The organism is Flavobacterium sp. KS-LB2 (genome assembly GCF_036895565.1).
Lineage (GTDB): Bacteria > Bacteroidota > Bacteroidia > Flavobacteriales > Flavobacteriaceae > Flavobacterium.
This window is the reverse complement of record NZ_CP145904.1, coordinates 916,052-941,374: the sequence shown is the minus strand read 5'-3', so window position 1 is coordinate 941,374 and position 25,323 is coordinate 916,052. Positions and strand designations below refer to the sequence as shown.

Here is a 25,323-nt window from a genome sequence, read left to right as displayed (position 1 = left end):
ACAAAATTATTTTTACTAGAAATAACTTATTTAAGGAATACCGTAAGGTAATAGAAAAGCATTACGTTATATTTGGCAAAACTACTTTCTTCAGACGTAAAAACATAGTATACGTTGGTTGAATTAATGCACAATTATGAAACAATTTTACAAGATTATATTTTTATTCGTTTTATTAATTTTTAATGCTAGTCCTGCTTATTCTTCAAATAAAACAGAGGAAATCATAAAACTAAAAACAGTTGCAGATCCAACTGGGCAAATAATAGGAAATGCAACAGTATGTTTGAATGCAGCACAGCCTGTAATAACATTTGAGGTTGACGATAATGCAAAAGCCCCTTATACTTTTACTTATACCATAAATGGAGGAACTCAAATAAATGTTTCAACAACAGGAAATGACAAAAGTGTAACCGTTTCTCAACCAACGAATGCACCTGGAACTTTCTCCTATATTTTAACTACTGTTAAGGACAGTGAAGGTAAAGATGTTGCTCTTTCTAGTAATAAAACAGTAACAATTATAGTAAATCCATTACCAGTTGTAAATTTTACTTTTTCAGATAATCAGTGCTCAGGAACTGCAATACAATTTACATCAACAGTTTCTGGAAACCCTAATTTTAGTTATTTATGGGATTTTGGAGGAAATGGCAGTGCAAATACTTCTACAAATCCAAATCCCACTCATGTTTTTAGTAATACGAACGGAAATTCGACACAATCGTTTAATGTATCTTTGACTGTTACTGATAATAATGGATGTGCAAAAAAAATAACCAAAGTTGTCACAATTCAAAATCCAGATACAACTTTAAATTCAGATGCAGTTTCTGATATTTATAATGGCTTTAAGACTTTTAGGGTATGTACAAATACGAACTCAGATATTCAATTTATCAATGCCTCTACTACATCAGCAACAAACAATAATTATTCGATAAATTGGGGTGATTCAACTCCTGATTTTACTTCAACTACATTTTCAACAACTACACATACCTATGCTGTTGGACTATGGACATTGACATACACTGTAAAAAGTCAAAATGGATGTTCGATTTCGAGAATATACAAAGTTTTTGTAGGTAATAATCCAGCAGTAGGAATAGGAAATCCCGGTAATACGAATATTTGTATATCAACACCACTAACGTTTCCTATCACAGGAACAGAAAACAATCCTCCGGGAACTATTTATACTGTTACTTTTAATGATGGTTCGGCACCTTTGACTTTTAGTCATCCTCCCCCAGCTTCTGTTACTCATACCTTTTTAAAATCTTCGTGCGGGATTACTAGTAATAACGGTTCAACAATTTATCAAAATTCCTTTTCAGCAAATATTGAAGCTTCAAACCCTTGTGATACATCAGGGGGGAGCGTTGTCCCAATACGTGTTTCCATTGCTCCAATTGTTAATTTTACAATTCCACAACCAATAATTTGTACTAATAATGCAATATGCTTAACCAACACAACAATTGGAGGGGAAATCCCGACAAATACTTCCTGTGGAGCTCCAAAATTAGTTTGGATAATTTCTCCTTCAACAGGCTTCACACTAAATAGTGGGTCATTAGGTAGCGATAACAATGGATCTACAAACATAAACACATGGATATCTGGCACAAATGCAATTTGTCCAATTTTCAATACACCAGGAACTTATACAATTACATTAAAAGCAGGTGGTAACTCATGCTCCTTTGATCAAATAACAAAAACTATATGTGTTGAGGCTCCACTTGTTCCTAACTTTACACTAACAGAAAGTTCAGGTTGTTCACCGCAAACAATCACTGCTACAAACACAACGGTTGAAACTAATTCTTGCAGTCCCCCAACTTATGTGTGGAGTACAACTTTTGTTCCATCAAGTTGTGGAACAACTATTGCACCAATTTCAAATCAAACTGGTGCTAACGCTTCCTTTAATTTCACTGAGCCTGGAACTTATAGCATTAAGCTAACCGCAACTAATTCTTGCACGCCTTCCCAATCTGTAATTAAAACGTTCACCGTTAAACAACCTCCAAAGGTTACAATTGCGCCAATTGCACCTCTTTGCCAAACGGGAGTTTCAACAGTAATTAATCCAACAGCGACTGTAATTAACTGTGGGACCCAATCTCCCCTGACGTACGAGTGGAGTTTCCCAAATGGAATACCAGCAACTGCGACAACTGCGAACCCCGGTCCTATTAGTTATACTAATTCAGGAATCTTTTCCTATTCTTTGAAAGTAACCAATGAATGTGGAACAACAACCGTAAACAGCTCCGTCACTATCAAACCCACACCAGCTGTCGATGATATTACAAGCCAACAAAAGTGCAAAGGACAGCAATCCGACGCTATCTTGTTTAGCGGGGGACTTGCTGGTGCAGTTTACAGTTGGACAAACAACAATACAGCAATAGGCTTATTGGCTGCAGGTACTGGAAATATAAATCCTTTTACTCTTACTAATGCCGGAACAACAGTCTTGACTGCTACAATAACAGTAACACCTTCACTAAATGGATGTTCAGGACCTGCAAAAACATTTACTATCACCGTCAATCCAGAGGCTACAGTAAACTCTGTCAGTAACTCGGTGCTTTGCAATACTGCTCTTCAAAATACAATTACTTTTGGCAGTAATGCAGTTGGAACTACCTTCTCATGGACCAATAATACCCCTTCCATTGGGTTAGCGGCAAGCGGAGCTGGTAATATTCCAGCTTTTACTGTTACAAATGTAGGAATATCCCCTGTTGTGGCAACTATTACCGTTACTTCATCAAATGCATTGGGTTGCAATGGAATTCCAAAAACATTTACTATCACTGTTAATCCCACTCCCACTCCATTGGTCTTGACCAATCAAGAGTATTGTAATGGAGTTGCAACTAGTCCAATAATTTTTAGCAATAACGTTTCAGGAACTACTTATACATGGACTAATTCTAATGCTGCTATCGGTTTAGCTGCAAACGGAACGGGAAATATAACTTCATTTATACCAAAAAATACGAGTGGAAACCCTATTACAGCAACAATAAGTGTTACCCTAACAGCTAATGGATGTACAGGAACATCGCAAAACTTTATCATTACTGTAAACCCGTCTCCAGTAGTTACCTTTTCAATACCAAACCAGACCATTTGCTCAGGTGATACTTCGGCTTTGGTAACATTAAGCAGTGTTGCTGGAGCAACTTTAAATTGGACGGCAATCCAACCATCAGGAATATCAGGAATCGCAATAAGCGGAACCAATACAATTTCTGCGCAAACTTTAGTCAATAATACAAATGCCAATATTGTTGTAACGTATAATGCCACGTCAACATTATCAAGTGGAGCAACTTGTGCTGGAGCTACATTTCTTTATACCATAACTGTAAAACCAAAACCAATTATTACTGCGAATATGACTGCGATTAGTTGTAGTGGTTTGTCTTTCACTGTTAGCCCAACTAACGGTGCTGGAAATAATATTCCCTCAGGAACAACTTATTCTTGGAGTAATCCAATTTTAACGGGTGGAATTACTGGTGGGATTTCAGGAACAAATCAAACTAATATAACTGGAACATTAAACAATACAACTACTGTTGTTCAAACAGCAACTTATACCATAATACCATCATTCAATGGTTGTATAGGTTTACCGTTTGATGTTGTGGTTTCTGTAAATCCAAAACCAGATGTAAATGCGACCACAGATATTATTCTTTGTGCTGGAGAAACAAGTACACTGATTAATTTTTCAGGAAATGTTTCAGGCGCAACCTATAATTGGTCATCCAATCTTACAAGCATTGGAATAGCAGCTTCTGGTAGCAATTCCATTCCATCATTTACAGCAATTAATACAGGTTTAACTTCAGTAATTGCAACAGTTACCGTAACACCTTCAGCTAACAGTTGTAAGGGTTTATCCAAAACATTTAAAATAACTGTTAATCCGCGACCGAACGTTAATTCGATAACCAATCTGGTAAAATGTAATGGCATCGCCAGTGGCTCTATCCTTTTTACTGGAAGTGTAATTGGAACTACTTTTGATTGGACGAATGATACACCTTCAATAGGTTTAGCCGCTACAGGAAGTGGCAGTATTCCAAGTTTTACAACAATAAATACTGGAATAACACCAGTAATTGCAACTATAATTGTAACGCCGAAAGCAAATGGCTGTTTTGGAACTCAAACCACTTTTATCATCACTGTTAACCCAACACCTACAGTTGATTTACCTTCGAATCAAACGGTTTGTAACGGCCAATCAACCACCGCTACTTTATTTTCGGGAACAATTCCAAATACGAGTTACAATTGGACCAATAGCAATTCAAATATAGGATTAGGAGCAAACGGCGTGGGAGAAATAACTGCTTTTACTGCAATAAATAACGGAACTACACCTATTATTGCTACTATTACCGTTACTCCAAATGTAAATGGTTGTTCTGGAGCATCCAAAACATTTACCATCACTATAAATCCATCTCCGACAGTTTCATTTACACCTTCAAATCAAGTGGTGTGCTCTGGATCTTCAAGCACCGTTGTCAATTTAACCAGTTCATCTGGTACAAGTTTTACTTGGACCGCCTTGCAACCCTCTGGAATACTTGGGGTTTTGACTAATGGGACCAATACAATTCCGGTTCAGACATTAATTAATACCACTAATCTTCCTATTGTGGTTACTTATTTAGCGAAAGCTGAATCAAACAGTGGTGTAAGCTGTCAAGGTGTTACCTTTCCTTATACTATTACTGTGAATCCAGTCCCTTCTATCACGAACGCACAAGCGCAAACCATCTGTTCTAATACTTCTTTTTCAATAGTTCCTGCAGACGGTGCGGGAAATACTGTCCCGGTTGGAACCACGTATTCGTGGTCGGCACCTGTAGTTACGGGAGGAATGACGGGAGGTGTAGCATTGGCAAATCAAACAACGATTAAAGGTACATTAACTAATCCTACAAATGATGTTCAAACGGCTACATACACCGTAACTCCAAAATCTGGAACCTGCGCAGGCCCTTCATTTATGGCAGTAGTAACAGTTAACCCTTCTCCAAAAGTTCAATTTTCGGGACCAAATCAAATACTTTGCTCTGGAAGTGCTAGTTCTTTGATAAGTATATCAAGTCTTACTACTGGAAATGTAACTTTTAATTGGACAGCAACTATTCCTACTGGAATTACTGGAGCAACAGGTTCGGGAACAGAAACTATCCAAACTCAGACTTTGGTAAATGTAACAGCAACGGCACTAACTGTAATTTACACTGCAACAGCAACTTTCGAAAACAACGGGGTTTCTTGTTCGGGACCACCTTTGGAGTATAAAATAACGGTAAATCCTGCTATAAATACATCCAGTATATTGTCTAACTTTAATGGTTTTAATGTGAGCACTGTTGATGCCGATGATGGAGCGATCAATGTTACTGTTACAGGAGGTTCAGGTACTTATACATACCTTTGGTCAGGACCGAGCGGTTTTCCACTTACGACAAGCCAGGACATTTCAAATGTTCCAGCGGGTGCATATTCATTAACTATAAACGATGGACTTTGTAACCCTGTGGTATTAAATTTTAACTTAACGTCACCGTTACCTTTACTTATTCAAGAAGATACTGCAGCACAAATCGATGTATTGTGTTTTAGCTATTTGACTGGAGCCATTAAAGTTGATATTACACAACAATCTGTTGGACCTTATGATTATTTATTGACTTTGCAAGGTGGAGGAACAATCAGTAGTATTGTTAATTCAGCGGCTACGAATTATACTTTTAGTAATTTGGCCGCAGGCATTTATGACATTAAAGTTACCGATGCAAATGGAAGTAGTAAAACAATTGCGGGAATAGAAATCACACAACCCAGCGGTATTTCAGCTTCCATATCATATCCTTCAAATATCAGTTGTGCTGGAAGTGCAGCAGGTTCAGCAACGGTAAATGCTACTGGAGGAATAGGGACTCTCACCTATTCTTGGAATACAAATCCAATTCAAACCACAGCAACAGCAATAGGTTTGATAGCAGGAAATTATACGGTTACTATTACAGATGCTAATAATTGTTCGATCCAAAAACTGGCTACAATAACGGAACCAAATGGGATTACAGCATCCATATCATCACAAACCAATGTGCTCTGTTTTGGCAATAATACCGGTTCTGCAACGGTATCTGCAACTGGAGGAACAGGAGCTTTAACTTATTCATGGGATACTATTCCAATGCAAACAACTGAAACAGCAACGGGATTAATAGCAGGTACTTATAATGTAACTGTAACAGATGCTAATAGTTGTTCCAAAATTTTAACTGTGCTCATTACTCAGCCTTCAGCGGATTTGACTACCACAATTTCTAATTCAACTAACGTGAGTTGTTTTGGAGGAAGTAATGGAAATACAACAGTTTCGGTTAATGGAGGAACCTCACCTTACACGTATTATTGGAATACTAACCCAATTCAAACCTCGGCAACGGCTACCGGATTAACAGCAGGAACTTATAATGTAACGGTTACAGATGCAAATGGATGTGTAGATTCAAGCCCTGTAACAATAACAGAACCAGTAGGAATGTACGCAACTATATCCGCTCAAACAGATGTTTTCTGTTCAGGAAACAGCAGCGGTACAGCAACTGTATCTATTAACGGAGGTACAGCACCTTATGGCTATTCTTGGAATACAATACCAGTTCAAACAGCAGCTACAGCAACAAATCTTGCAATGGGTACTTATACGGCCACCATTACAGATGCTAATGGTTGTACTACAACCACTCAAGCCACTATCACTGAGCCAAACGGTATTGTAATTTCAATAGCCTCACAAACCAATGTAGATTGTTATGGAAATAATACAGGCGCAGTTTCTGTTTTAGCTAGCGGAGGAACGGGAATCTTATCATATTCTTGGGATACAACTCCGGTACAAACTTCTTTAAATGCAACAGGATTAATTGCAGGAACTTATCATTTGACCGTTACCGATGCTAATAATTGTACGAAGGTTCAAACAGTAAATATTACGCAACCTGACGATATTAATATAACTACTGATCTAGAAAAAGACATTACTTGCTTTAATGATGCCAATGGTGAAATTAAAATCACAATCACTGGAGGTACATTAAATTATAATTATACTTGGACGAAAGATGGAATTCCCTATGCAACTACCGAAGATTTGACCCATTTAAGTCCAGGAATTTACATGATTACCGTTTCTGACGCTAATAATTGCGGTCCAAAAACAGTAACATTTACCATTACCGAACCACCAATATTAGCGGTAAGCCTAATAAGCCAAACCAATATATTGTGCTTTGGAGAAGCTACAGGAGCAATAGAGATTGCTGCCGTTGGAGGAACACCTGCACTTTCGGGCTATAACTTTGCTTGGACTGGACCTAACGGATTTACAAGTTCCAATAAAAATCTCACTGCCATTACTGCTGGAACTTATAATGTACTGGTTAGCGATAATTCGGGTTGTTCTAAAGCATTAAGTGTTACACTTACTCAACCAACTGCCATTGTTTTGGCAGCCACTACGACACCAATAATCTGCTATAGTTCTGATGATGCTACTATAACTCTTGCTATAAATGGTGGTGTTACGCCTTATACTATTGCATGGAGTAATCTGGGAGGTGGAACGTTTCAGGATAATCTATCGGCTGGGGATTATCTGATCACCGTTACAGATTCCAATAATTGTGTAAAAACACTGAATGTAAATATCCCTGAAGCACCCATTTTCACAATCAATCCGGTGGTTAAAAATATTTCTTGTTTTGGTTCCCATGATGGTAGTATCAATCTAAATATTATTGGAGGGATTGCTCCTGTGAGATTGGTTTGGGATGATAATGCAGTAGCTGGAAATGTCAGGAACAATCTGGGACCAGGCTCTTACACGGTAACGATTGTTGACAGCAAGCCCTGTACAATTAAAAAGACTTTTATTATATTAGAACCTCAACCTTTAATTCTATCTGCCAATGTAGACAATGCCTTTGATTGTGACAATGCCAATAGTGGTGCAATAAATCTTCTGGTTGCTGGAGGTACACCACCTTTCACTTATGCTTGGTCAAACGGATCTACAACAGAAGATTTAGTGAATATTCCTGCAGGAAATTATTTGGTTACTGTTATAGATAGCAGAGGCTGTTCAAAACAGGCGCAATACAGTATCAACAGACCACCGCCTATCGAAATTGGCGTAGCTACAAAAACAGAATTTGACTGTGAAACGAAGTTCGTAAAACAAACATTTGTAGCCCAAGTTTCGGGTGGCGCTCCACCCTACCAATTGACATGGTCCAGCGGAACGGTCAGCGGTTCAAATAATGAAATGATGAATACCAGTCAAAACGGAACAGCAATATTATATGTTACGGATGCTTTGGGTTGTAAAGCAAATTATTCCTTCAATGTTAAATTGCAGTCCCTTGGAACACCTTCATTTATTTCAACCTCCTATTCTTTAGTAACGTATGGGACTTATTCAATAATCGATCCCATACAGTTTACCAATACCACTACTGGTGATTTTATAAGTATGGTTTGGGATTTTGGTGACGGTAGCTTTTCAACAGATCTTAACCCAGTACATACCTTTAAAAATCCAAAAGAGTATACGGTTACACAAACTGTTACGTATCCATTTGGATGCATCTATGTACAAAAAATTATTTTTAATGTTGAAAAAGGATATTTATTTGTTGTTCCTAATGCCTTCACACCCAACAATGATACTATGAATGATACATTCAGACCCGTAACTAAGGCCTTAAAAAATGTTCGATTAGATATTTATGATACTTGGGGTTCACTAATCTATTCAGAAACCGGAGACACTTTAAAGGGATGGGATGGTAAAATAAAAGGACAGAATGCGGAAAACGGTAATTATTATTGTAAAATTAGCGCCGAAACTTTTTATGGAACTATTATTACTGAAAATCAACCTTTTGTATTAATAAAATAATCACTCACAGAGAATGAAATTTAATTTTTTTTTATATGTCCTGTTAACTTCCATATTTGTAATAGAAGTTCATGCACAAGATCCTGTTTTTTCACATTATTATTTTGTCCCTGAAACGCAGAACGGTGCGTTTACAGGAACCGTAAACACGTTAAACACTGGAATTTTGCACCGTACTCAGTGGCCCGATGGAGCTAGAAGAGTGGATACCGATTACGCCTTTATCAACGGTTCCGTTGGGAATTTAGCAGAGGATTCACGTCCAAGTGATTCAAATCTTCAAAATATTGGAGTAGGCATCACTATATTAAATCAACGTGAGGTTTTTACAAATTATAATTACACTCAAATTAACGGGGTCTTTTCGCTAAATCTTGACTTAGATAATTTTTATTCCGGATTAAGAATGATTTTAGGTTTAGAAGGTGGCTATGGAACTAAAAACTTTAACTTTAAAAGTCTTTTGTTTGAGGATCAAATTAATACAAACAATGGCAGTATTGGTGGTGGTAGTTCAGATCCAAGTCTTCTAGGCCTGCAAAATAAAATAGATTTCATGGACATTTCATCAGGTCTATTACTTTACTCCGATGACTTTTGGTTTGGAGCTTCAGTAAAGCATCTTAACACTCCCAATATTGCCTTCGACTCTCAGGGTAAGCTCCCTTTAGATATGAACTTTAGTTTTCAGAGCGGATATGCCTTCAATCTGGATAGTAGTCCCGCTTTAACATTCTTACCAAATGATTCCAAATTAGTCCTCACGTCAAATTTTATGAAACAAGGACAATATAATCGATTGGATTTTGGTAGTATTGTTCATTTTAATCCATTTATTATCGGAGTAATTGCTGCAACAAATCCTATGATGAAAAGTGATGAGAGTCATATCCTTACGTCAGTGAATCTGATTGGTTCTATTAAAATATCTAACTTCACTTTTGGTTATTCCTACGATGTAAGTACTTCAAAAATTTCGAATACACAAGGAGTTCATGAATTCTCGCTTACATGGCAAATAGGCAGAGAATGTCATAGTTGTAATAATTATTTAGCAAGAAGGCCCTGGGGCAGGAACTATGATGATTAAAATTTTAAAAAAATTAAGTCTTCAATATCAAAAAAAATAAAACGAATTAATTACTAACTACAAATTTTTCTAAACAATCTGTTACAACAGCTTGGGTTTGGGAAAAACTTTACTTAGTAAATATTTCAGAATTTCTAAAACCGCTCTTAGCGGTTTTTTTTATGCAAAAAATATTGAATCACAATTAAAGCTCATAATTAATCCAACTCATCGCTGCATCTGATATAAAACAAGGAAGTTTTTGATAACATTTCGAGACGATTTGGTTGGTAATCTAGTTTTCGGGTGGATTCGGGTGGATTTGCCACTTTTACATTCTTTTCTCTTACAAATCTTACTGAAAGTTACTTTAAACTACTTTAACCAACAAATCCTCCCGAATCCAACTGTACCGACAGGATCCTTCTAGACATAAAAATTAAGGCTAAATATTTGCTATATGTATTTCAGATCTAATCGACATAGGCTAGTGCGTTTGCTAAATAATAATATTAATCGTGAACAACAAAAATGCAATCAAATACAAACGAATCAATACTAATGCAAAAAAATGTGAACAAATCTATACAAATGTGAACAAATATGAACAAATGAAGACCAATACATACAAATACAAACAGGCAAATAATTCAAAATCACACATTTGCAATTAAAACAAACTCAATGTTTGTTGCTTCCCAAAAACTAATTAATAACTGCTAATATGGTATATGACATTTTTCTTGCTTTTCCAGAAATGGAAAGGCAACGTCATATAGCTTTAGTAAATGAGTATAAAAGGAAAGAAGACACCAAATACTCTATCATAACCAAAAAAAAGAAAAAAGAGTTCTCCTATACCCAACAAGATGCAATAGATTATCTGCTGAAAAATGTATTTTCTTCAAAAAAAAAGTTTAAAACTTACCCCACTACTCCCCTCTTTTCAGTTTTTAATGTTTAACCAGATTTATTTTAAAGATCCAATCAATAGAAATTCTAAAGTATTATTTGATTTAAAATAGCATTTAGCAATCTTATTTATTGGGCAAAAAAATCAAATTTATAACGGAATTTAACTTCAAAAATAAATAAAAAACCGTTGCTGTTTTTTTGAAAAAAGAAGTAATTTAGACTTGAAAATAATTTCAAAAACAGTACACCAAACCGTACACTTTTTTAAAAAATATACCTTTTAAAGGTAAAAAAGGGATTAAATTTCGCAAGAAAATTAATTCATAACCCTGAGGTCCCGAGTTCAAATCTCGGTCTCGATACCAATGCAAACCCTTAAACAACATTTTTTTAAGGTTTTTTTTATGCTTTCAATCAAGAAAAAAAGTATTTTAAAATATTAGGAGTGAGGAATTAGAGTGAAGAATTTTCTCCAAATATCTTTATTTCGACGGCCGCCCTTTCAACTACCGATAAAATTTGAGGATCTATATAATATGATTCCAATACTTTTGTAGTCGAATGTGAAGTTAGTAATGCTGTTTCTTTTTGCATTACTTGATGCACCCATGTAATATATGTCTTCCTTAAACTTTTCAAACTAATATCTTTTTCAATGCCCGCTCCATTTTTGTAATGTGTAAAAGATTTTGAAAGTGAATCCATAATTGTTTTTGATTGAACTTTTCTTTCAGGCAACAAAATATAATCGTCAGTTTGTTTTTTTTCATAATATCCCATCTCCACCAATAAGTCAAACAAATCAGAATTTATTGGAATATACTTGTATATTTCATCTCTACTGAGATTTCTCTGAACTTTTAAATTTTGGATTCTAAAAAATTTCACTCCACTAACAGATACATAAATATGACTCCACCGTAAATCAACAATTTCTTCTCGCCTTCCACCAGTTAACAAAAACAATCTAAAACCATCTTTCAAATACGGCTTAAACATGTTTTTCCGTTCTCCTCTACCCCCAAGAACAAGAAAAGGACTATATGTGTCAACTGTTTTAAGAATTTTAGTAAACTCTTCTTTAGTGACAGAATCAATATTTGTTCTTCGTATCTGTTTTCGAGAATATTTGCCAAAAGGATTCTTCATTTCAATTTCTTCAATATCTATGAGAAAATCAAAAAAACCTCTGACTCCATTCAAACATTTATTAAAAGTTTTCGGGCTATAATGGTTATCTGCCCAAGAATAAAAATTCGATACATCTTGCCTACTAACATCTTTAATTCTAGTCAACTCAATGTTTTTATTTTTCTTTAATGTCTTGGCAAAATATTTACAAAATCGTATTAATTCTTTACGGTGTTCATTAGTAACACTCTTTTTAAATTGAGCATATTCACTTTCACCATTTAGATAATGATTATACTTTATTATGGAATCAATAACAGAATAATCATTTCCTTCTGCCGAGTCAACTACTATTGTTTGATAATTATTGGATTTTAAATATTTTTCGAAATTTATAGCTTCGGTTATAGCATCCCGATAAACCGTAGCATTTAATATTTTAGATTTTACACTTTTTTTTGTTCCTGGAACATGAACTCTTACTCTATATGTAAAGCTTTCAAAATGATCACATTTTGGAATATCAGCTTTACATTTTTTGCAATAAATCTTCATTCCTTTGTAAGGATTTTTAGGCAACGTTAGCTTTCTCATTCCATTAAATCATTATATAATTTCTCATCGCTTTTGTTCCTCTTAATTTTTGTTGTTGGTACGTAATCAAACTCTCCTTCAAGTTGAAACATTATTAGCTCGTATACTGCGTAATCTTTAACCAGGCGTCTGTATATGTTTTTCCATAATAATGGATACTTCATTTTTAACGCTTTTACAAAAGGTTTCTCAATTTCACATATAACTTCAATTTCATAAACCAAATTTTGTTTCGAAAATTTATGAATTCTAATCCCTCTTTTTTCTATCCATTTTTTAGCTGCTTCGCTATTAATTAACTTTAATTTGATAGCAACCTCTGGAATTGTTAAAATTGACAAATTGGTTGACCTGCTTTGATTATTTTTAATATTTGTTTCTTCATCGTAAAACGTGTTTTTACTTAGTTCAAGAGTTAAATCCAGTCCTTCTGTGTTTAACATTTCCAAAGTTTTCTCCGGAGTAATTTTTGTTTTTTCAATTTCCTCTTCATTTCTCATTTTTAAGATCCTTTCCATTAAAAAATAGACCATTACTGGTCTTTTGTGTTCAACAATCATCTATCGCCATAAAGATAAGATCTTGATTTGTAATGATCATAAGTAAAATATATCGATGATGGCTATGGATTATTATTCTTTGATAATATTTTCATCTTCATTTCTAGAATCTGCAGGAAACAATATTCTTATTTCATTTAGCAGCTCAAATTCATCACTTGGCAATAATTGCAAAGCAATCCCCAGTATTAAACCTACATCAATTGACTGATTTTTTAACGTAATGGGAACTTCAGCTCCATCTTGATCCAGAGCCACGATGCATAATTTCAGTAGATTTCTAATAATCGAAGCGAGTTCAAAATAATCGTACACTCTTATTTTTAAGTTATAAATCCCGCTTTTATCTTCAACTGGCTTCAAAGTGTTGAGACAATTGGAAGTTAATCTTTTAATAGCCTTTAGCTTTTCAATTTCATCTTTTTCCATGATCTTAATTTTTTAAATCGGTTAATTTTATTGAATAACAATGTATCAGTCTTGCTCAAAGGGCAATAGTAATCTGCCTTCAATAACCAAATTGTGAAGTTCAGACATCAATTTCTCAACAATAACGTTCATCTGATCAACCTCATCTTTGCTAAGCTTTAACAACTTATGATGAAGCATCATATGCCTATCCAGATAAGGAAAGAAATCAGTCCAGAACTGTTCTATTAAATAATTGTATTTTCTGATATCGGGATCTGCATAGATGCATAATTGCCATAATGTTTGATTTGACAAATAATTAGGCAGGTAGTAAGTCTTAATAAAAATATAGGTCCTACAAAAGGACATAAAAAACAATGTGAAAAGGGAATCTAAACCTTGGTAGTTTTCTTTTGTATCATTAACTATTGTGAAAAATTGCAAGGCAATGTCCTTCGTCGGCTTATAATAAAAATTTAAATCAGCATGATAAGGATTGTGAGGTACCTCCCAATGAAATTCCGGAAGGTATTCGTTGGAAGAATATGTCAAGTATTTGCCTTGTATAATTTTGGAAAAGAAACTTTGATGCTGATACAAATTAGTTTGTATCCAGTAACGGCTGTGGCTTAACAAAACGAAATCATATTTTTTTCCTATTTTGCTTTTTAGAGATTGAGTGATTAATTTTAATTTTTCATTGCTAGCACCCATAGCTATAAGCATCAGATAATAAGTCGTTTTTTCATGGTCAGTAATTTGATGATATAAGTAGATCTGTTCGACTTCAACCGAGTTCAATATGGTTTCTATTGCAACGCTGAGAATTACATCTTCAGGTTTGTCATCAATTTGACATATAATATCGTGTCTTTCAAATAATCCTTTTTTTATCAATTTCTTTAATTCCTCAAACCGTTTTTCGATAAGATGATAGAGACTTTGTTCAGTAATTCCAACTGCTTCGAACATTTCATTTTTATATATTACCTCATCATCATTGATGGAAGCTTCTTTTGCTTTAACAAACAGATCAATAAGATAATATTTGCTGTGGGTGTTTCTTACGAAGTATTTTTGAATATCAGGAATGTACTCTATAAGGTTAGTGATCCTTTCATCTAGATTTAACGAAGCAGACCTATTTCCTGAATACAGTTCTTCCAAATATTCAAGATCATATTCAATCAATCTTGCATAAGATGTAAAAACACTGTTTGAAGAACCTTCTGAAATCAGATTTTGGACTTGAGACAAATGAAGATCGTGATCGTGATGAAAATGGTCTTCAAACATATTAAATCGCTTCTTGTACTTCTTCCAATCACTTTTAATGATAAGCGGATTTTCCAACTCTTTATTTTGGTAGATAATAGCTGAAGGCTGGCAGTAAAATTCAATAAACGGATGTCCTAAAGAAAATCTATGATGAAGTCTTTCAGAGTAAATGAAATAGACATCGATCTGATAGCGTTTTCTAACTTTTTTTACCCATTTGTTCTTTTGGAGCTCTTGTGCATCTATATTTTTTTCGATGTGAATAATAAGATACGAAAACACGAAAGAGACCTGTCTAGTAAAAAACATTTGAATGATAGTATGTTGATTAACTAATTGTCTTAGGATATTTTCTAAATACTCGTTTTCGAGTTTTGGAAATGAAAGTTTTTTTGAAGTTTTCATAATTTTACTTTTTTAATTAATACTTATTCGAAAAATTGTATTTTTGTTTAAAACACATTGCAAGTAAACAATAGATTGTACCGTACCGAACTAGTCGAAATTGTATCGTACTAATTCAAGCTTGTATTTTACCGATCTGAAAAAAATAGAGAATTTTAATTATCTTTGTACTATGAACACAGCAACAAAACCGAAACATATAGGCAGAAATATAAGCCGAATCAGAGAGCTTCGAGGAATGAAACAAGAAGCATTGGCTATTGCAATTGGTGTAAGCCAGCAGTCAGTTTCTAATATAGAAGCAAGCGAAACAATAGACGACGAAAAACTTGTAGAAGTTGCAAAGGCTCTTGGTGTTAGTGTAGAAGCAATTAAAACTTTTTCAGAAGAAAATGTGATTAATTATTTCAATAATTTTTACGATAATAGCGCGAGTAATGGTCAAGGTGCCTTCGCTCCTGTTTTCAATTTTAATCCACTAGAAAAGTTGATTGAATCTTATGATGAAAATCGAAAGCTGTATGAGCGTTTAGTCCAAGCAGAAAAAGATAAGGTTGAGCATTTGGAAAAATTATTGAAGGCTAAATAAACCTTTTATAAAAGATATAATTAATTCCAAAAAGAGACCGTCATAAGTCTCTTTTTTGTTTGTATAATAGATAGTAAATCAAAAAAATCACGCAACATATTAGTATTGCGTATCAATAAAAAATCATCGGATGGATAAAACTATTAAGCTAAGAGTTAAAAAAGAAATTGATAATAGCAGTGAGCTTAAAGTTTTGAAATTAAAAGGTACTCTAATTTCGAAAGGCTACACTGAAATTATTCATATTGCTGATGAAAATACAGAGTATTACCTCAACTCATTTTCCACTTCACCTAAGAATAAAAAAGAGGTTGAACATTTTGTTTTAGACTATATCACAAATCATGATCTTTCTGACACCATTACGTTACTTCAAGAAAACAATTAAATAATTTTTGACTGCGAGAATTTTTTTAAATCATGTGCAAAAACCTTCCTGAAAACAGTCAGAATTTTGAACATTAATAAAAATATATTCTTTTGAAAAAGTACGCCCCCTTATTCAAGATCTCATAATTATTTAGGAACATTTTCTTCTGTATTGGAATAAGGGAGCGTACACTTTCAAAAACCTCTGAAATAAATATTCTTACAGCTTTACAATCTCCTAAAGACCTTAAAAATATCCCGTTAAAAAATCACAAAAAGTACAACTAAGGTATTGAACATTCATCAACTGCGTGCCCATAATGTCACCGCTCATTCTTCGCAGTGCCACCCTTCGGGACTTATAGCACTCCGTTTGATGCATATCCAATTATGTATTGCTTTCTTTTTTTTCTTTTTCTTTTGAAAAAAATTTTGGCAGTCCGACTGAATAAAAAACGAATATTTCCTCCTATTTATCGTAGACTTTTCATAGGCAATATTTACCCATGATTGTTTATGTCAAACACTAGCTTTAAATTAGCCTTTATCCTTTAAAAAGCTGAAAGATTGCAACGTTCCTGCAATCTGCAAGATGAACGGTTGTTAAACAACCGAATCTTGCTACCCCACACTCGGAACTCGTGGGTAGTGACATTGAAAGGACAAAAAAAGTTTGAAACCAATGAAAATGATAGATGATGAAAGCAGAAAATTCAAACAGGACACGCATAATTGGGCTGCGCCTGACATCCGAAGAATATGCGCAAATTGAGCGCAAATGGAAAACCAGTACGTGCCGAAAATTAAGCGACTATGTTCGTAAACATCTTTTCGATAAGTCAATTGTGACTACCTATCGAAACCAATCACTGGACGATTTTATGGAAGAAACTATAGTACTTCGTAATCAGTTGAACGCTATCGGAAACAATGTTAATCAAGCTGTAAAAAAACTACACACTTTGCAACATATTCCTGAATTCAGGAACTGGATAATTAGCTATGACCTGGATAAAAAAATCCTATTCAATAAAGTAGAAGAAATCAAAAAACACATTCAAAAAATTACGGACAAATGGTTACAATCATAAAAACAAGCCATTCGATCCGTAGTATTTTTAATTACAATGAAAACAAAGTTAAAGCTGGAGTAGCGGAGTGTATCTCAGTAGGAAACTATCCTGTCGATGTCGATAAAGTGAGTGATACCATAAAGCTAAACCGTTTTGTAAAACGGATGGAATTAAACGAAAACGCAAAGCGGAATAGCGTACATATTTCCCTGAATTTTGATCCCTCGGAAAATCATTCTAAAGAAAAACTAATAGCTATTGCCGATACTTATATGGAGAAAATCGGTTTCGGAAAACAACCTTATTTAGTATACCAACATCACGATGCAGGACACCCTCATTTACATGTGGTAACTATCAATATTGAAAGGGACGGTAAACGGATTGACCTGCATCATTTAGGGATAAGGAAATCTGAGCCAGCTCGTAAAGAAATTGAAGAACTGTTTGGACTCGTTAAAGCGGAAGGAAGAAAAAAGAAAGAGGAATTTACATTGCAGCCTATTTCTATTGGCAAGGTGCAATACGGTCGAATTGAATCAAAGAAAGCCATATCCAACGTTTTGAATGCAGTCCTGAATCAATACAAGTATGCGAGCCTTCCCGAACTTAATGCAGTACTAAAGCAGTATAATGTAATGGCTGACCGTGGTAGCGAAAATTCAAAAATATTTTTGGCTAAAGGATTAGTGTATCGAATTCTGGACGAACAAGGAAAGCCAATTGGTGTTCCAATTAAAGCAAGTGATTTTTATAGTAAACCGACTTTAAAATTTCTAGAGGAAAAATTTAAACGCAATGAAGTAAGAAGAATACCCGACAAAGCACGGGTAAAAAATGTCATTGATATTGTACTACTAAAAGAGCGAGCACTGTCCATAAACGAACTGGCAAGGCTATTGGAAAAAGAAGGCATTAATACTGTTTTTAGAAAAAGTGCAGAAGGTCTGCTTTATGGTATTACCTATGTTGACCACAAGACCAAAAGTGTTTTTAATGGTAGTAATTTAGGAAAAGAATACAGTGCAAAAGCGATTCAAGAACGTTGCGGATTAAAGGTTGCTGGTCAAGAAAAAGGAAATCAGATTCATGAAAAACTTCCTTCTAAAAAATCATTAATTGATGATCTTCAACAGCAAAAAAATTCACTTACTATTGCAGATTTGGTCAAATTATTAGACATGTTGATACAGGTAGAAAATTCTTCGGATTATATGCCTAATCAGTTGAAAAAGAAAAGAAAGAAGAAAAAAAGAAAAGGATGGTCTGATAATTGAAAAACCATTTTGTTCAATAAAGACATTGCTCTGAAATCCAAAATTGATACATTAAAAACGGTGAAAATCAAATTCAGCTAAGTTCATGGCGTTTTGATGCTTTAAGAACAAAAAACAGCACTAAACATTGTGATAACTATTGCACTAGGCAAAATCCTATGAAGTCACTATGATACATTTATTTAAAACATATCCAGCACATATATCACTAGTAATCTTATACCTTCAGAAATCGAAGCACTTTATGGAAATCTAGTGTTCCCTAGGAAACGTGCCATTTTTAACGGAATAGCTATTGATAAAATACTCCACACAAACGATGATGGTTTTCTCTATAAAGCGGAATACACCCTATAAAACAATAATTAAGTTTTGGCAAAAAATAAATTTACTGCCAAAACTTAATTTATTAAAAAAAGTAATCCCTTCACTTTTTTTAAAATTGACCCTGTGACAAAAGCGCTTGAAAATACAATTCACAATTACTTTGAAACTGAAAATCAACTTTCTAGAAAAAACTGATACAAGAAATAATAAATGATTTTCCGGATCTAATGGAAAGTACCATTACTGTTTATCTTTCTAAACTTACAAAGGCGGGCATAATCAATAATCCATCAAGAAGAATGTACACAATTTCAAGTAAATCAAATTTCAAACCCGAAATAAATCAAGCCCTGAAAAAGGTATGTAATAAAATTCATAAAGAATTTCCGTTCATAAAAATTTGTGTTTGGAATACAAAATGGATAAATGACCTAATGCGACACCAAACATTTAAAAACTTCACTGTAGTGAAAACTGGAAAAGAAACTGGAAAAGAAACTGTAGAATAAGTCTTCGATAGTATTAGCGAAAGTACCAAAAATGTATACATCAATCCCGATGAAGAGATATTTAAAAGGTACATAAGCACAAACACCGAAGAAATAACCATAATTAAAAAACCTGGTAACAGAATCACCAACAATACAAATCGATAAAATCGAAATCTCTTCTTTGGAAAAATTGTTAGTAGATATGATTATCGATAAAGACCTATTTGCAACCCAACAAGGTGAACTCGATTTTATTTTTAACACAACATTCAAAAAATACCCTGTAAATATCGCAAAAATGAAACGATACGCAATGCGCAGAAACAGAGAGCAGGAAACCGAAAATTAATTTAGTTTTGGCAAATTAATGTATTTTTTGCCAAAAGTTAACAACTATGATTGACAACAAAACACATCAGATAGAATGGATCTCCAGCTTGAAAAATAAGTTAGGAAGGCAAATTGATCCTAAATTAATTGAAAAAGTAATATGGGCATTGATGCTCTTAGGGCAGCTGCGTTTGAAAGGATTAATTTTTACTTTCAAAGGTGGAACAGCCTTGTTGCTGGCAACCGAAATCTCTAAACGTTTTTTCATTAACATTGATAGTATCACAGAACATACGGAAAAAGAAATAAGTGCCGTTTTACAAAAAATAGTTACTAAAAAAACCTTTATCAGTTGGGAAGACGACAACAGCCGCAAACATACCCTCGATGCACCTGTAGGGCATTTCAAAATGTATTATAAAAGCGCAGTGGATGGTCACATAGAGCCAGTTCTTTTGGACTTACTCTATACACCAAATCCATACCCGGACGTTCGAGAACTTCGAATAAAGCACTCATGGCTGGCTACTTCAGGAGAAGATGTTATAATTACAATGTCAACATTTGACTCTATCTTAAACGACAAATTAATAGCATTTGCATCAAAACAACTGGAATATTATATAATAAAAACCGTCAGGTAGAAATTATAAAACAGTTGTACGACATTGCTTTTTTATTTGATAATATAACTAATTTGGAAATAGTCAAAAAAAGCTATGACAAAGTTGTCCAAGAAGAAATAGGTTTCCGAAAATTAGATTGTACAGCCAAGGAAGTATTAGAAGATACTCGGACAGCATGTTTCATATTAGCGGAACGTGATACAAAATCAGAGGATTTCAAACACTTACAGTTAAGTATTCGCAATTTCACCAATTTTACAATTGATAGATTTAACATTGACGAAGCTATAACTGCAGCAGCAAAAGTGGCTTATCTAGCCAAACTAATACAATCCCGTGAAACAATAAAAAATCGAAAAATTCAAAAATCCTCTCGAAATAAAAGAATGGTTAATTGAAGACCCACAGTATAACAAATTAAAAAAAATAATTCGGAAGCTTTTTACTATTTGTATAAAAGCTTTAGCATAAAACAAACAGCATAAAATAAGCATAAAAATATTAAAATACGAAAGCGATATTTGAAAACAGCCAATTCGCTAATAGGTTAAGGAATTAAACAAAGTGAATTTCCTATATTTATGATGCCTTTTTTCGCTCTCATAATGGTAGAAAATAGAGTGGCTAGAGAAGCTAGAAGATTAAAAGAACAGATTGGCGAAATAGATATGGATGATTTCGTAGAAATGCTCCAAGTAGAAGGTTTAGGATATAATGATTTTGTAATCAGAAAATAAAACTTAAGTAAAAGGACAACTAATTTAGCTAAAAAAACAATAAGGCAGTATTTGGTCGATTCTAAAAAAGGAATCTATCTAAAAGATATTGCAATTGGTGTAAGAGGATAATGTCCAATTTTTGCCAACTATTTTCCAGTATTAAACCTAATAAATTAAAAGATTTCAAATCCATTCCGCACTTTCTATATATTTTTCAGGAAAATAAGTTAAATATTGAACAAATCTTGGAGACTTGCATAATTAGGAGTAGCACAATGCGGTAAGGCTTGATGCCAAATAATAAAATCACCTGCTTTAATAATTAAACACCTTGTAATCAATTCCTTAAGAATTGATTCTCGTGGATTTTCATTTAAAGAAAGGACAGCCATCCAATTGGTAATTTGATGATTAAAACTAGGTACACAATTAAAAGCTCCTTCATTTTCATTACAGTCTGAAAGATATAATAAACCTTACAAACGAAAAGGAGTAAGTGGTTTTAGACTCACATCCCAACGTAAATTACCTCCTAAAAAATTATATTGTTCAGTAACTGGAGGATTAAAACTTACTTTATCTATCGTTTTATAAATCTTATTAGTTTGATATAACTGTTCATAAGCTTTTTGAATTTTTATTGACGCGCTATTCTTTTATAATGTAGGGTGATTATAGAAGTTAACCATTAATCCTCTTTATTGTTCATGAAGTGTATCCTAAGAATTACTAATCATTCATATCTTTTTCTAAAAATTCTAAAATTGCTTTTTGATAGCATATAAGCTATTAAAGCTATGCATTAAATCTGGAACTATTATTCTCAAATTAAAATCACGATTAAGATTTACCATTGAATTAAATATAGCTATTAAATTTCTTTTCAGAATTACTTTTTATTCTATAATAAGTGGATTTTGTAATAATCGGATTTTATGTATCAGATATATCTAAAAGGAAACCACAAACATTACAAAAGTAATCCCATTTATAACTTACATCTTAACAATTGCTAATTATATCCCGATAAAATATTGCCTGGTTTGTAAGTTTATTTATTATAACCACAAAACAATGCTACAAAACAATGCCACAATCAATTCATAATCAAATAGAAGAAAATATTAAAACCTTAAAAAAAGGAACTATTATTTTTTCTACTGACTTTAGAGAATATGGCACGGCCGAAAATGTCAAAAGAGTACTTATTAGACTGGAAAAAAAAGAAATCTTAATTAGATTAGCACGTGGAATTTATTTATATCCTAAAAAAGACAAGATATTGAGAACTATATTTCCTTCCACCGAAGAAATTGCATTGGGTATAGCAAAAAGAGATAAAGCAAGAATAAATTCAACAGGTGCACTTGCATTGAAACAATTAGGATTATCTGCTGAAATTCCTATGAATTTAGTCTATATAACTGATGGACCGGTCAGAAAAATTAAAGTTCGAAAAAGTATAATAACATTCAAGAAGACAACACCAAAAAACTTGACTATAAAAAATAAAAAACTGAATGCAGTAATCCAAGGATTTAAAGAATTAGGAAAGGAAAACATCAATGAAAATGCCACACTAAAAATTAAAAAAGTATTGTGTCAATTGCCAGTAAAAAATTTAAAAGAAGATATTAATGTAGCCCCAACTTGGATTAAAAATTTAATTTCTGAATTAATAAAAAACAAATAGAAAACATTCAAGTAAATCTTATCATTACAATGATCCCTTTTTAAAGAGATTTATCTTTAAAATTGGTACTTACACGTTTCATAAGCTAATAATTCAGTATAATTAAAAATATTTTTTTTTTAAAATAACAAAGGATTTTTTCAATATTCCCGATCTAAAAAACTAACATCTTTTAATTCAAATAATAACAAACCAGATACCAAACGTATCGATTAAATATGCTATATACACCTTACAAAAAAAAATTCTTACCGAAACAGCTTATAGCAATCAACCAAATCATAATTGTAAAATCTATTATTATAACAAATTTTAATAAGCTGCTTAGTAAGAAAAATGATAACAAGCAACTAAACTAATTTTTTTACATCAATGATTATAAATTATAACTGATGTGTTAATAAAAAATACAAATAATCTAAATTTACAGAGAATTTCGTTAATTCTAAAGTTCAATGCTACTTACTTAATCAAAATTTCTAGTTTAAGAATTAAAGGATAAATCAAATATATTCATATCTATATTTTTAAGTTGTTATTCTTCTAATAAAATAAAACTTGCAACAATCCACCTTTTCATTATTTACATGCATAACTATAATCTAAATTAACTCAGCATTAATAATTCTTAAAATGCAACTTCTTAAAGTTATTATATCCTAACTAATTAGTTTTTTTTTTATAGATACACTTTTAAGAAAACAAATACACTTATTTAAAATTATAGGTATTTCTTTTAAAAATAATAGTATTTAAATAATCTCGTAATCTAATTAAAGTAATTTTGAAAAGTAGTTAATCCCTGAACTATTAATCAAAAAACACCTCATTAAAATTAAAAAATTCAACATTAAAAGTCTGTTAACTAATGATAAAAAGTAAAATACTCCTTATTGAGGACGAATTAAAAATGAGAAATGTTACAACAGATCTTCTTGTCTTCAAAAATTATGACGTAAAAGCTGCAGGTAATGGACAAGAAGCCCTAGACTTACTAGACAACTGGACACCAGATTTAATTATATGTGATATTATGATGCCAGTAATGAATGGTTATGAATTACATGAAATAATAAAAGAGACTAAGACATTATCTGCGATTCCATTCATCTTTCTAACCGGTAAAAAAGAGAACAATTTAATGCGAAAATGCTTATTAGATGGTGCAGATGATTTCATTTCAAAACCTTTTAAAGCTAGACAGTTTTTTAAAATTATAGAAACAAAAATTGATAGATTCCAAAAAATAAAAAATATTCAAAATAATTTATACATTGGTGAAAAAAAACATTTTTTATCAGAAGTAAAAAATCCCTTAAGCGATATATTAAGCACGATCAATTTATTAATAGATAGATCGACTACAAAAAAAAGAAAAGATATAAATATATTCTATAATACTATAAAAACGTCGGGTGAACGTCTTAACAGAACGATGCAAAACCTCATTGTTTATGAAAATTTGATCAACAACTCACTTGATTTCAATAATAGCGAGCAAAGTGAAATACTTAGTGTTTTTTCTGAAGTAAAAAATAAAATTTTTAAAATGAATGAATATGAAGCCCAACGTATAACTTTTGACATCGACGAATCAAATTTAAACATTAATAAAGAATACTTAAATCTAATTTTATTCGAGCTAATCGATAACGCATTGAAATTTTCTGCTCGCACAACAAATGTTATGGTTTACGGAGAAATATTTAATGATAGATATTATGAATTGACTATAGCTGATTTTGGAATTGGTTTCAGTGAGAACCAATTAAAAAAAATTAACGCTGCTCAACAGTTTAATCTGGATAAAAGAGAACCAAATGGACTAGGACTAGGCCTCTATTTAAGTAAAAAAATTATAAAAAAAGCAAATGGTGTTTTCAGTATTATTTCAGAAGAAAACAAAGGAACTAAAATTTCTTTATTTTTTCCACTGAAATTACCTCTACACTAATTGATTTTCATTTGGTACATTTTTAACATATTGTAATATCTTTTTACGTTAAACTTTGGATTTTAACTATAAATAGCTACAAGCCGATTGTTTAAAATGTATAATTCCAACAGATAATACTATTCATTACACATTTTGTCAATACTTACATCTAATCTTACATTTGATTACACTACATATAAGCTAACCCCTTTTTAAAATAAATTTAAAAATAAAGATTGTAATTCATCTAAAATTATGGTAAAAAGCCTCGTTGCTCATATCTCATATCCTAGCAAATAACCTAAAAGTACAATAGCTAAATTGTTTTTAAAGGTATTCTTCATAAAAAAAGCCTCCTCATAAAAATTTAATCATTTACACTAAGTTTGTTAAACAATATTTTCAAAAATAAACACATAATAATGTGCATCTCGATGTATACTATAATGTTACTTGTTTATCCTCTTGCTTTCACCCATAAAAAAATTATATATGTGCA

Annotated in this window: 18 protein-coding genes; 13 read left to right on the top strand and 5 right to left on the bottom strand. The window is 32.8% G+C overall.

The window, feature by feature from the left end; translation table 11 throughout:
- Nucleotides 1-136: 136 nt before the first annotated feature.
- From V5J73_RS03900 to V5J73_RS03890, 3 genes are all read left to right on the top strand, one after another.
- Nucleotides 137-9,031: a PKD-like domain-containing protein gene (locus V5J73_RS03900; RefSeq protein WP_338647768.1), complete on the top strand. Its 8,895-nt coding sequence runs from the start codon at nucleotides 137-139 to the stop codon at nucleotides 9,029-9,031.
- 13 nt (nucleotides 9,032-9,044) lie between these two features.
- Nucleotides 9,045-10,121: a PorP/SprF family type IX secretion system membrane protein gene (locus V5J73_RS03895; protein WP_338647767.1), complete on the top strand. Its 1,077-nt coding sequence runs from the start codon at nucleotides 9,045-9,047 to the stop codon at nucleotides 10,119-10,121.
- Between the two features lie 703 nt (nucleotides 10,122-10,824).
- Nucleotides 10,825-11,064 (top strand): hypothetical protein, encoded by a 240-nt coding sequence (locus tag V5J73_RS03890; RefSeq protein ID WP_338647765.1) that lies wholly within the window; start codon nucleotides 10,825-10,827, stop codon nucleotides 11,062-11,064.
- Nucleotides 11,065-11,468: 404 nt separating this feature from the next.
- Here V5J73_RS03890 and V5J73_RS03885 read toward each other — a convergent pair whose 3' ends face one another.
- The 4 genes from V5J73_RS03885 to V5J73_RS03870 all read right to left on the bottom strand — a co-directional run bounded on the left by V5J73_RS03885 (nucleotide 11,469) and on the right by V5J73_RS03870 (nucleotide 15,394).
- A complete protein-coding gene (locus V5J73_RS03885) occupies nucleotides 11,469-12,740 on the bottom strand; it encodes a tyrosine-type recombinase/integrase (protein ID WP_338647763.1) in 1,272 nt (423 codons plus the stop codon).
- Nucleotides 12,737-13,240: a hypothetical protein gene (locus V5J73_RS03880; protein ID WP_338647762.1), complete on the bottom strand. Its 504-nt coding sequence runs from the start codon at nucleotides 13,238-13,240 to the stop codon at nucleotides 12,737-12,739. Before V5J73_RS03880 ends, V5J73_RS03885 begins: the two co-directional genes overlap by 4 nt.
- Before the next feature lie 132 nt (nucleotides 13,241-13,372).
- Nucleotides 13,373-13,729 (bottom strand): hypothetical protein, encoded by a 357-nt coding sequence (locus V5J73_RS03875; RefSeq protein ID WP_338647760.1) that lies wholly within the window; start codon nucleotides 13,727-13,729, stop codon nucleotides 13,373-13,375.
- A gap of 45 nt (nucleotides 13,730-13,774) precedes the next feature.
- The gene (locus V5J73_RS03870) at nucleotides 13,775-15,394 is read right to left on the bottom strand and encodes a hypothetical protein (protein WP_338647758.1); all 1,620 of its coding nucleotides are present in this window, start codon (nucleotides 15,392-15,394) and stop codon (nucleotides 13,775-13,777) included.
- Nucleotides 15,395-15,566: 172 nt separating this feature from the next.
- On the opposite strand from V5J73_RS03870, the gene V5J73_RS03865 reads away from it, so the two are divergent.
- The 8 genes from V5J73_RS03865 to V5J73_RS03830 all read left to right on the top strand — a co-directional run bounded on the left by V5J73_RS03865 (nucleotide 15,567) and on the right by V5J73_RS03830 (nucleotide 20,874).
- Nucleotides 15,567-15,983 carry a helix-turn-helix domain-containing protein gene (locus tag V5J73_RS03865; RefSeq protein WP_338647757.1) on the top strand — a complete coding sequence of 139 codons (417 nt, stop codon included), beginning with the start codon at nucleotides 15,567-15,569 and terminating at the stop codon, nucleotides 15,981-15,983.
- 130 nt (nucleotides 15,984-16,113) lie between these two features.
- Nucleotides 16,114-16,371, top strand: coding sequence for a hypothetical protein (locus V5J73_RS03860; protein WP_338647755.1), 258 nt, complete (start codon nucleotides 16,114-16,116; stop codon nucleotides 16,369-16,371).
- A gap of 679 nt (nucleotides 16,372-17,050) precedes the next feature.
- Nucleotides 17,051-17,443, top strand: a complete 393-nt coding sequence (locus V5J73_RS03855) for a plasmid mobilization protein (RefSeq protein WP_338647753.1) — start codon at nucleotides 17,051-17,053, stop codon at nucleotides 17,441-17,443.
- Nucleotides 17,428-18,702 carry a relaxase/mobilization nuclease domain-containing protein gene (locus V5J73_RS03850; RefSeq protein WP_338647751.1) on the top strand — a complete coding sequence of 425 codons (1,275 nt, stop codon included), beginning with the start codon at nucleotides 17,428-17,430 and terminating at the stop codon, nucleotides 18,700-18,702. Before V5J73_RS03855 ends, V5J73_RS03850 begins: the two co-directional genes overlap by 16 nt.
- A gap of 554 nt (nucleotides 18,703-19,256) precedes the next feature.
- Entirely contained in the window at nucleotides 19,257-19,538 is a 282-nt protein-coding gene (locus V5J73_RS03845) for a DUF6577 family protein (RefSeq protein ID WP_445236411.1), read from the top strand.
- 163 nt (nucleotides 19,539-19,701) lie between these two features.
- Entirely contained in the window at nucleotides 19,702-19,869 is a 168-nt protein-coding gene (locus V5J73_RS03840) for a DUF6577 family protein (RefSeq protein ID WP_338647750.1), read from the top strand.
- Between the two features lie 46 nt (nucleotides 19,870-19,915).
- A complete protein-coding gene (locus V5J73_RS03835; protein WP_338647749.1) occupies nucleotides 19,916-20,494 on the top strand; it encodes a nucleotidyl transferase AbiEii/AbiGii toxin family protein in 579 nt (192 codons plus the stop codon).
- Between the two features lie 53 nt (nucleotides 20,495-20,547).
- A complete protein-coding gene (locus tag V5J73_RS03830) occupies nucleotides 20,548-20,874 on the top strand; it encodes a hypothetical protein (protein ID WP_338647748.1) in 327 nt (108 codons plus the stop codon).
- 548 nt (nucleotides 20,875-21,422) lie between these two features.
- On the opposite strand, the gene V5J73_RS03825 is transcribed toward V5J73_RS03830, so the two are convergent.
- On the bottom strand, nucleotides 21,423-21,587 hold the full coding sequence (locus V5J73_RS03825) for a hypothetical protein (RefSeq protein ID WP_338647746.1): 165 nt from the start codon (nucleotides 21,585-21,587) through the stop codon (nucleotides 21,423-21,425).
- 695 nt (nucleotides 21,588-22,282) lie between these two features.
- Between V5J73_RS03825 and V5J73_RS03820 the strand changes: the two genes are divergently transcribed.
- Nucleotides 22,283-22,888 carry a DUF6088 family protein gene (locus V5J73_RS03820; protein WP_338647745.1) on the top strand — a complete coding sequence of 202 codons (606 nt, stop codon included), beginning with the start codon at nucleotides 22,283-22,285 and terminating at the stop codon, nucleotides 22,886-22,888.
- Nucleotides 22,889-23,756: 868 nt separating this feature from the next.
- A complete protein-coding gene (locus tag V5J73_RS03815) occupies nucleotides 23,757-24,842 on the top strand; it encodes an ATP-binding response regulator (RefSeq protein ID WP_338647744.1) in 1,086 nt (361 codons plus the stop codon).
- Nucleotides 24,843-25,323 lie beyond the last annotated feature (481 nt).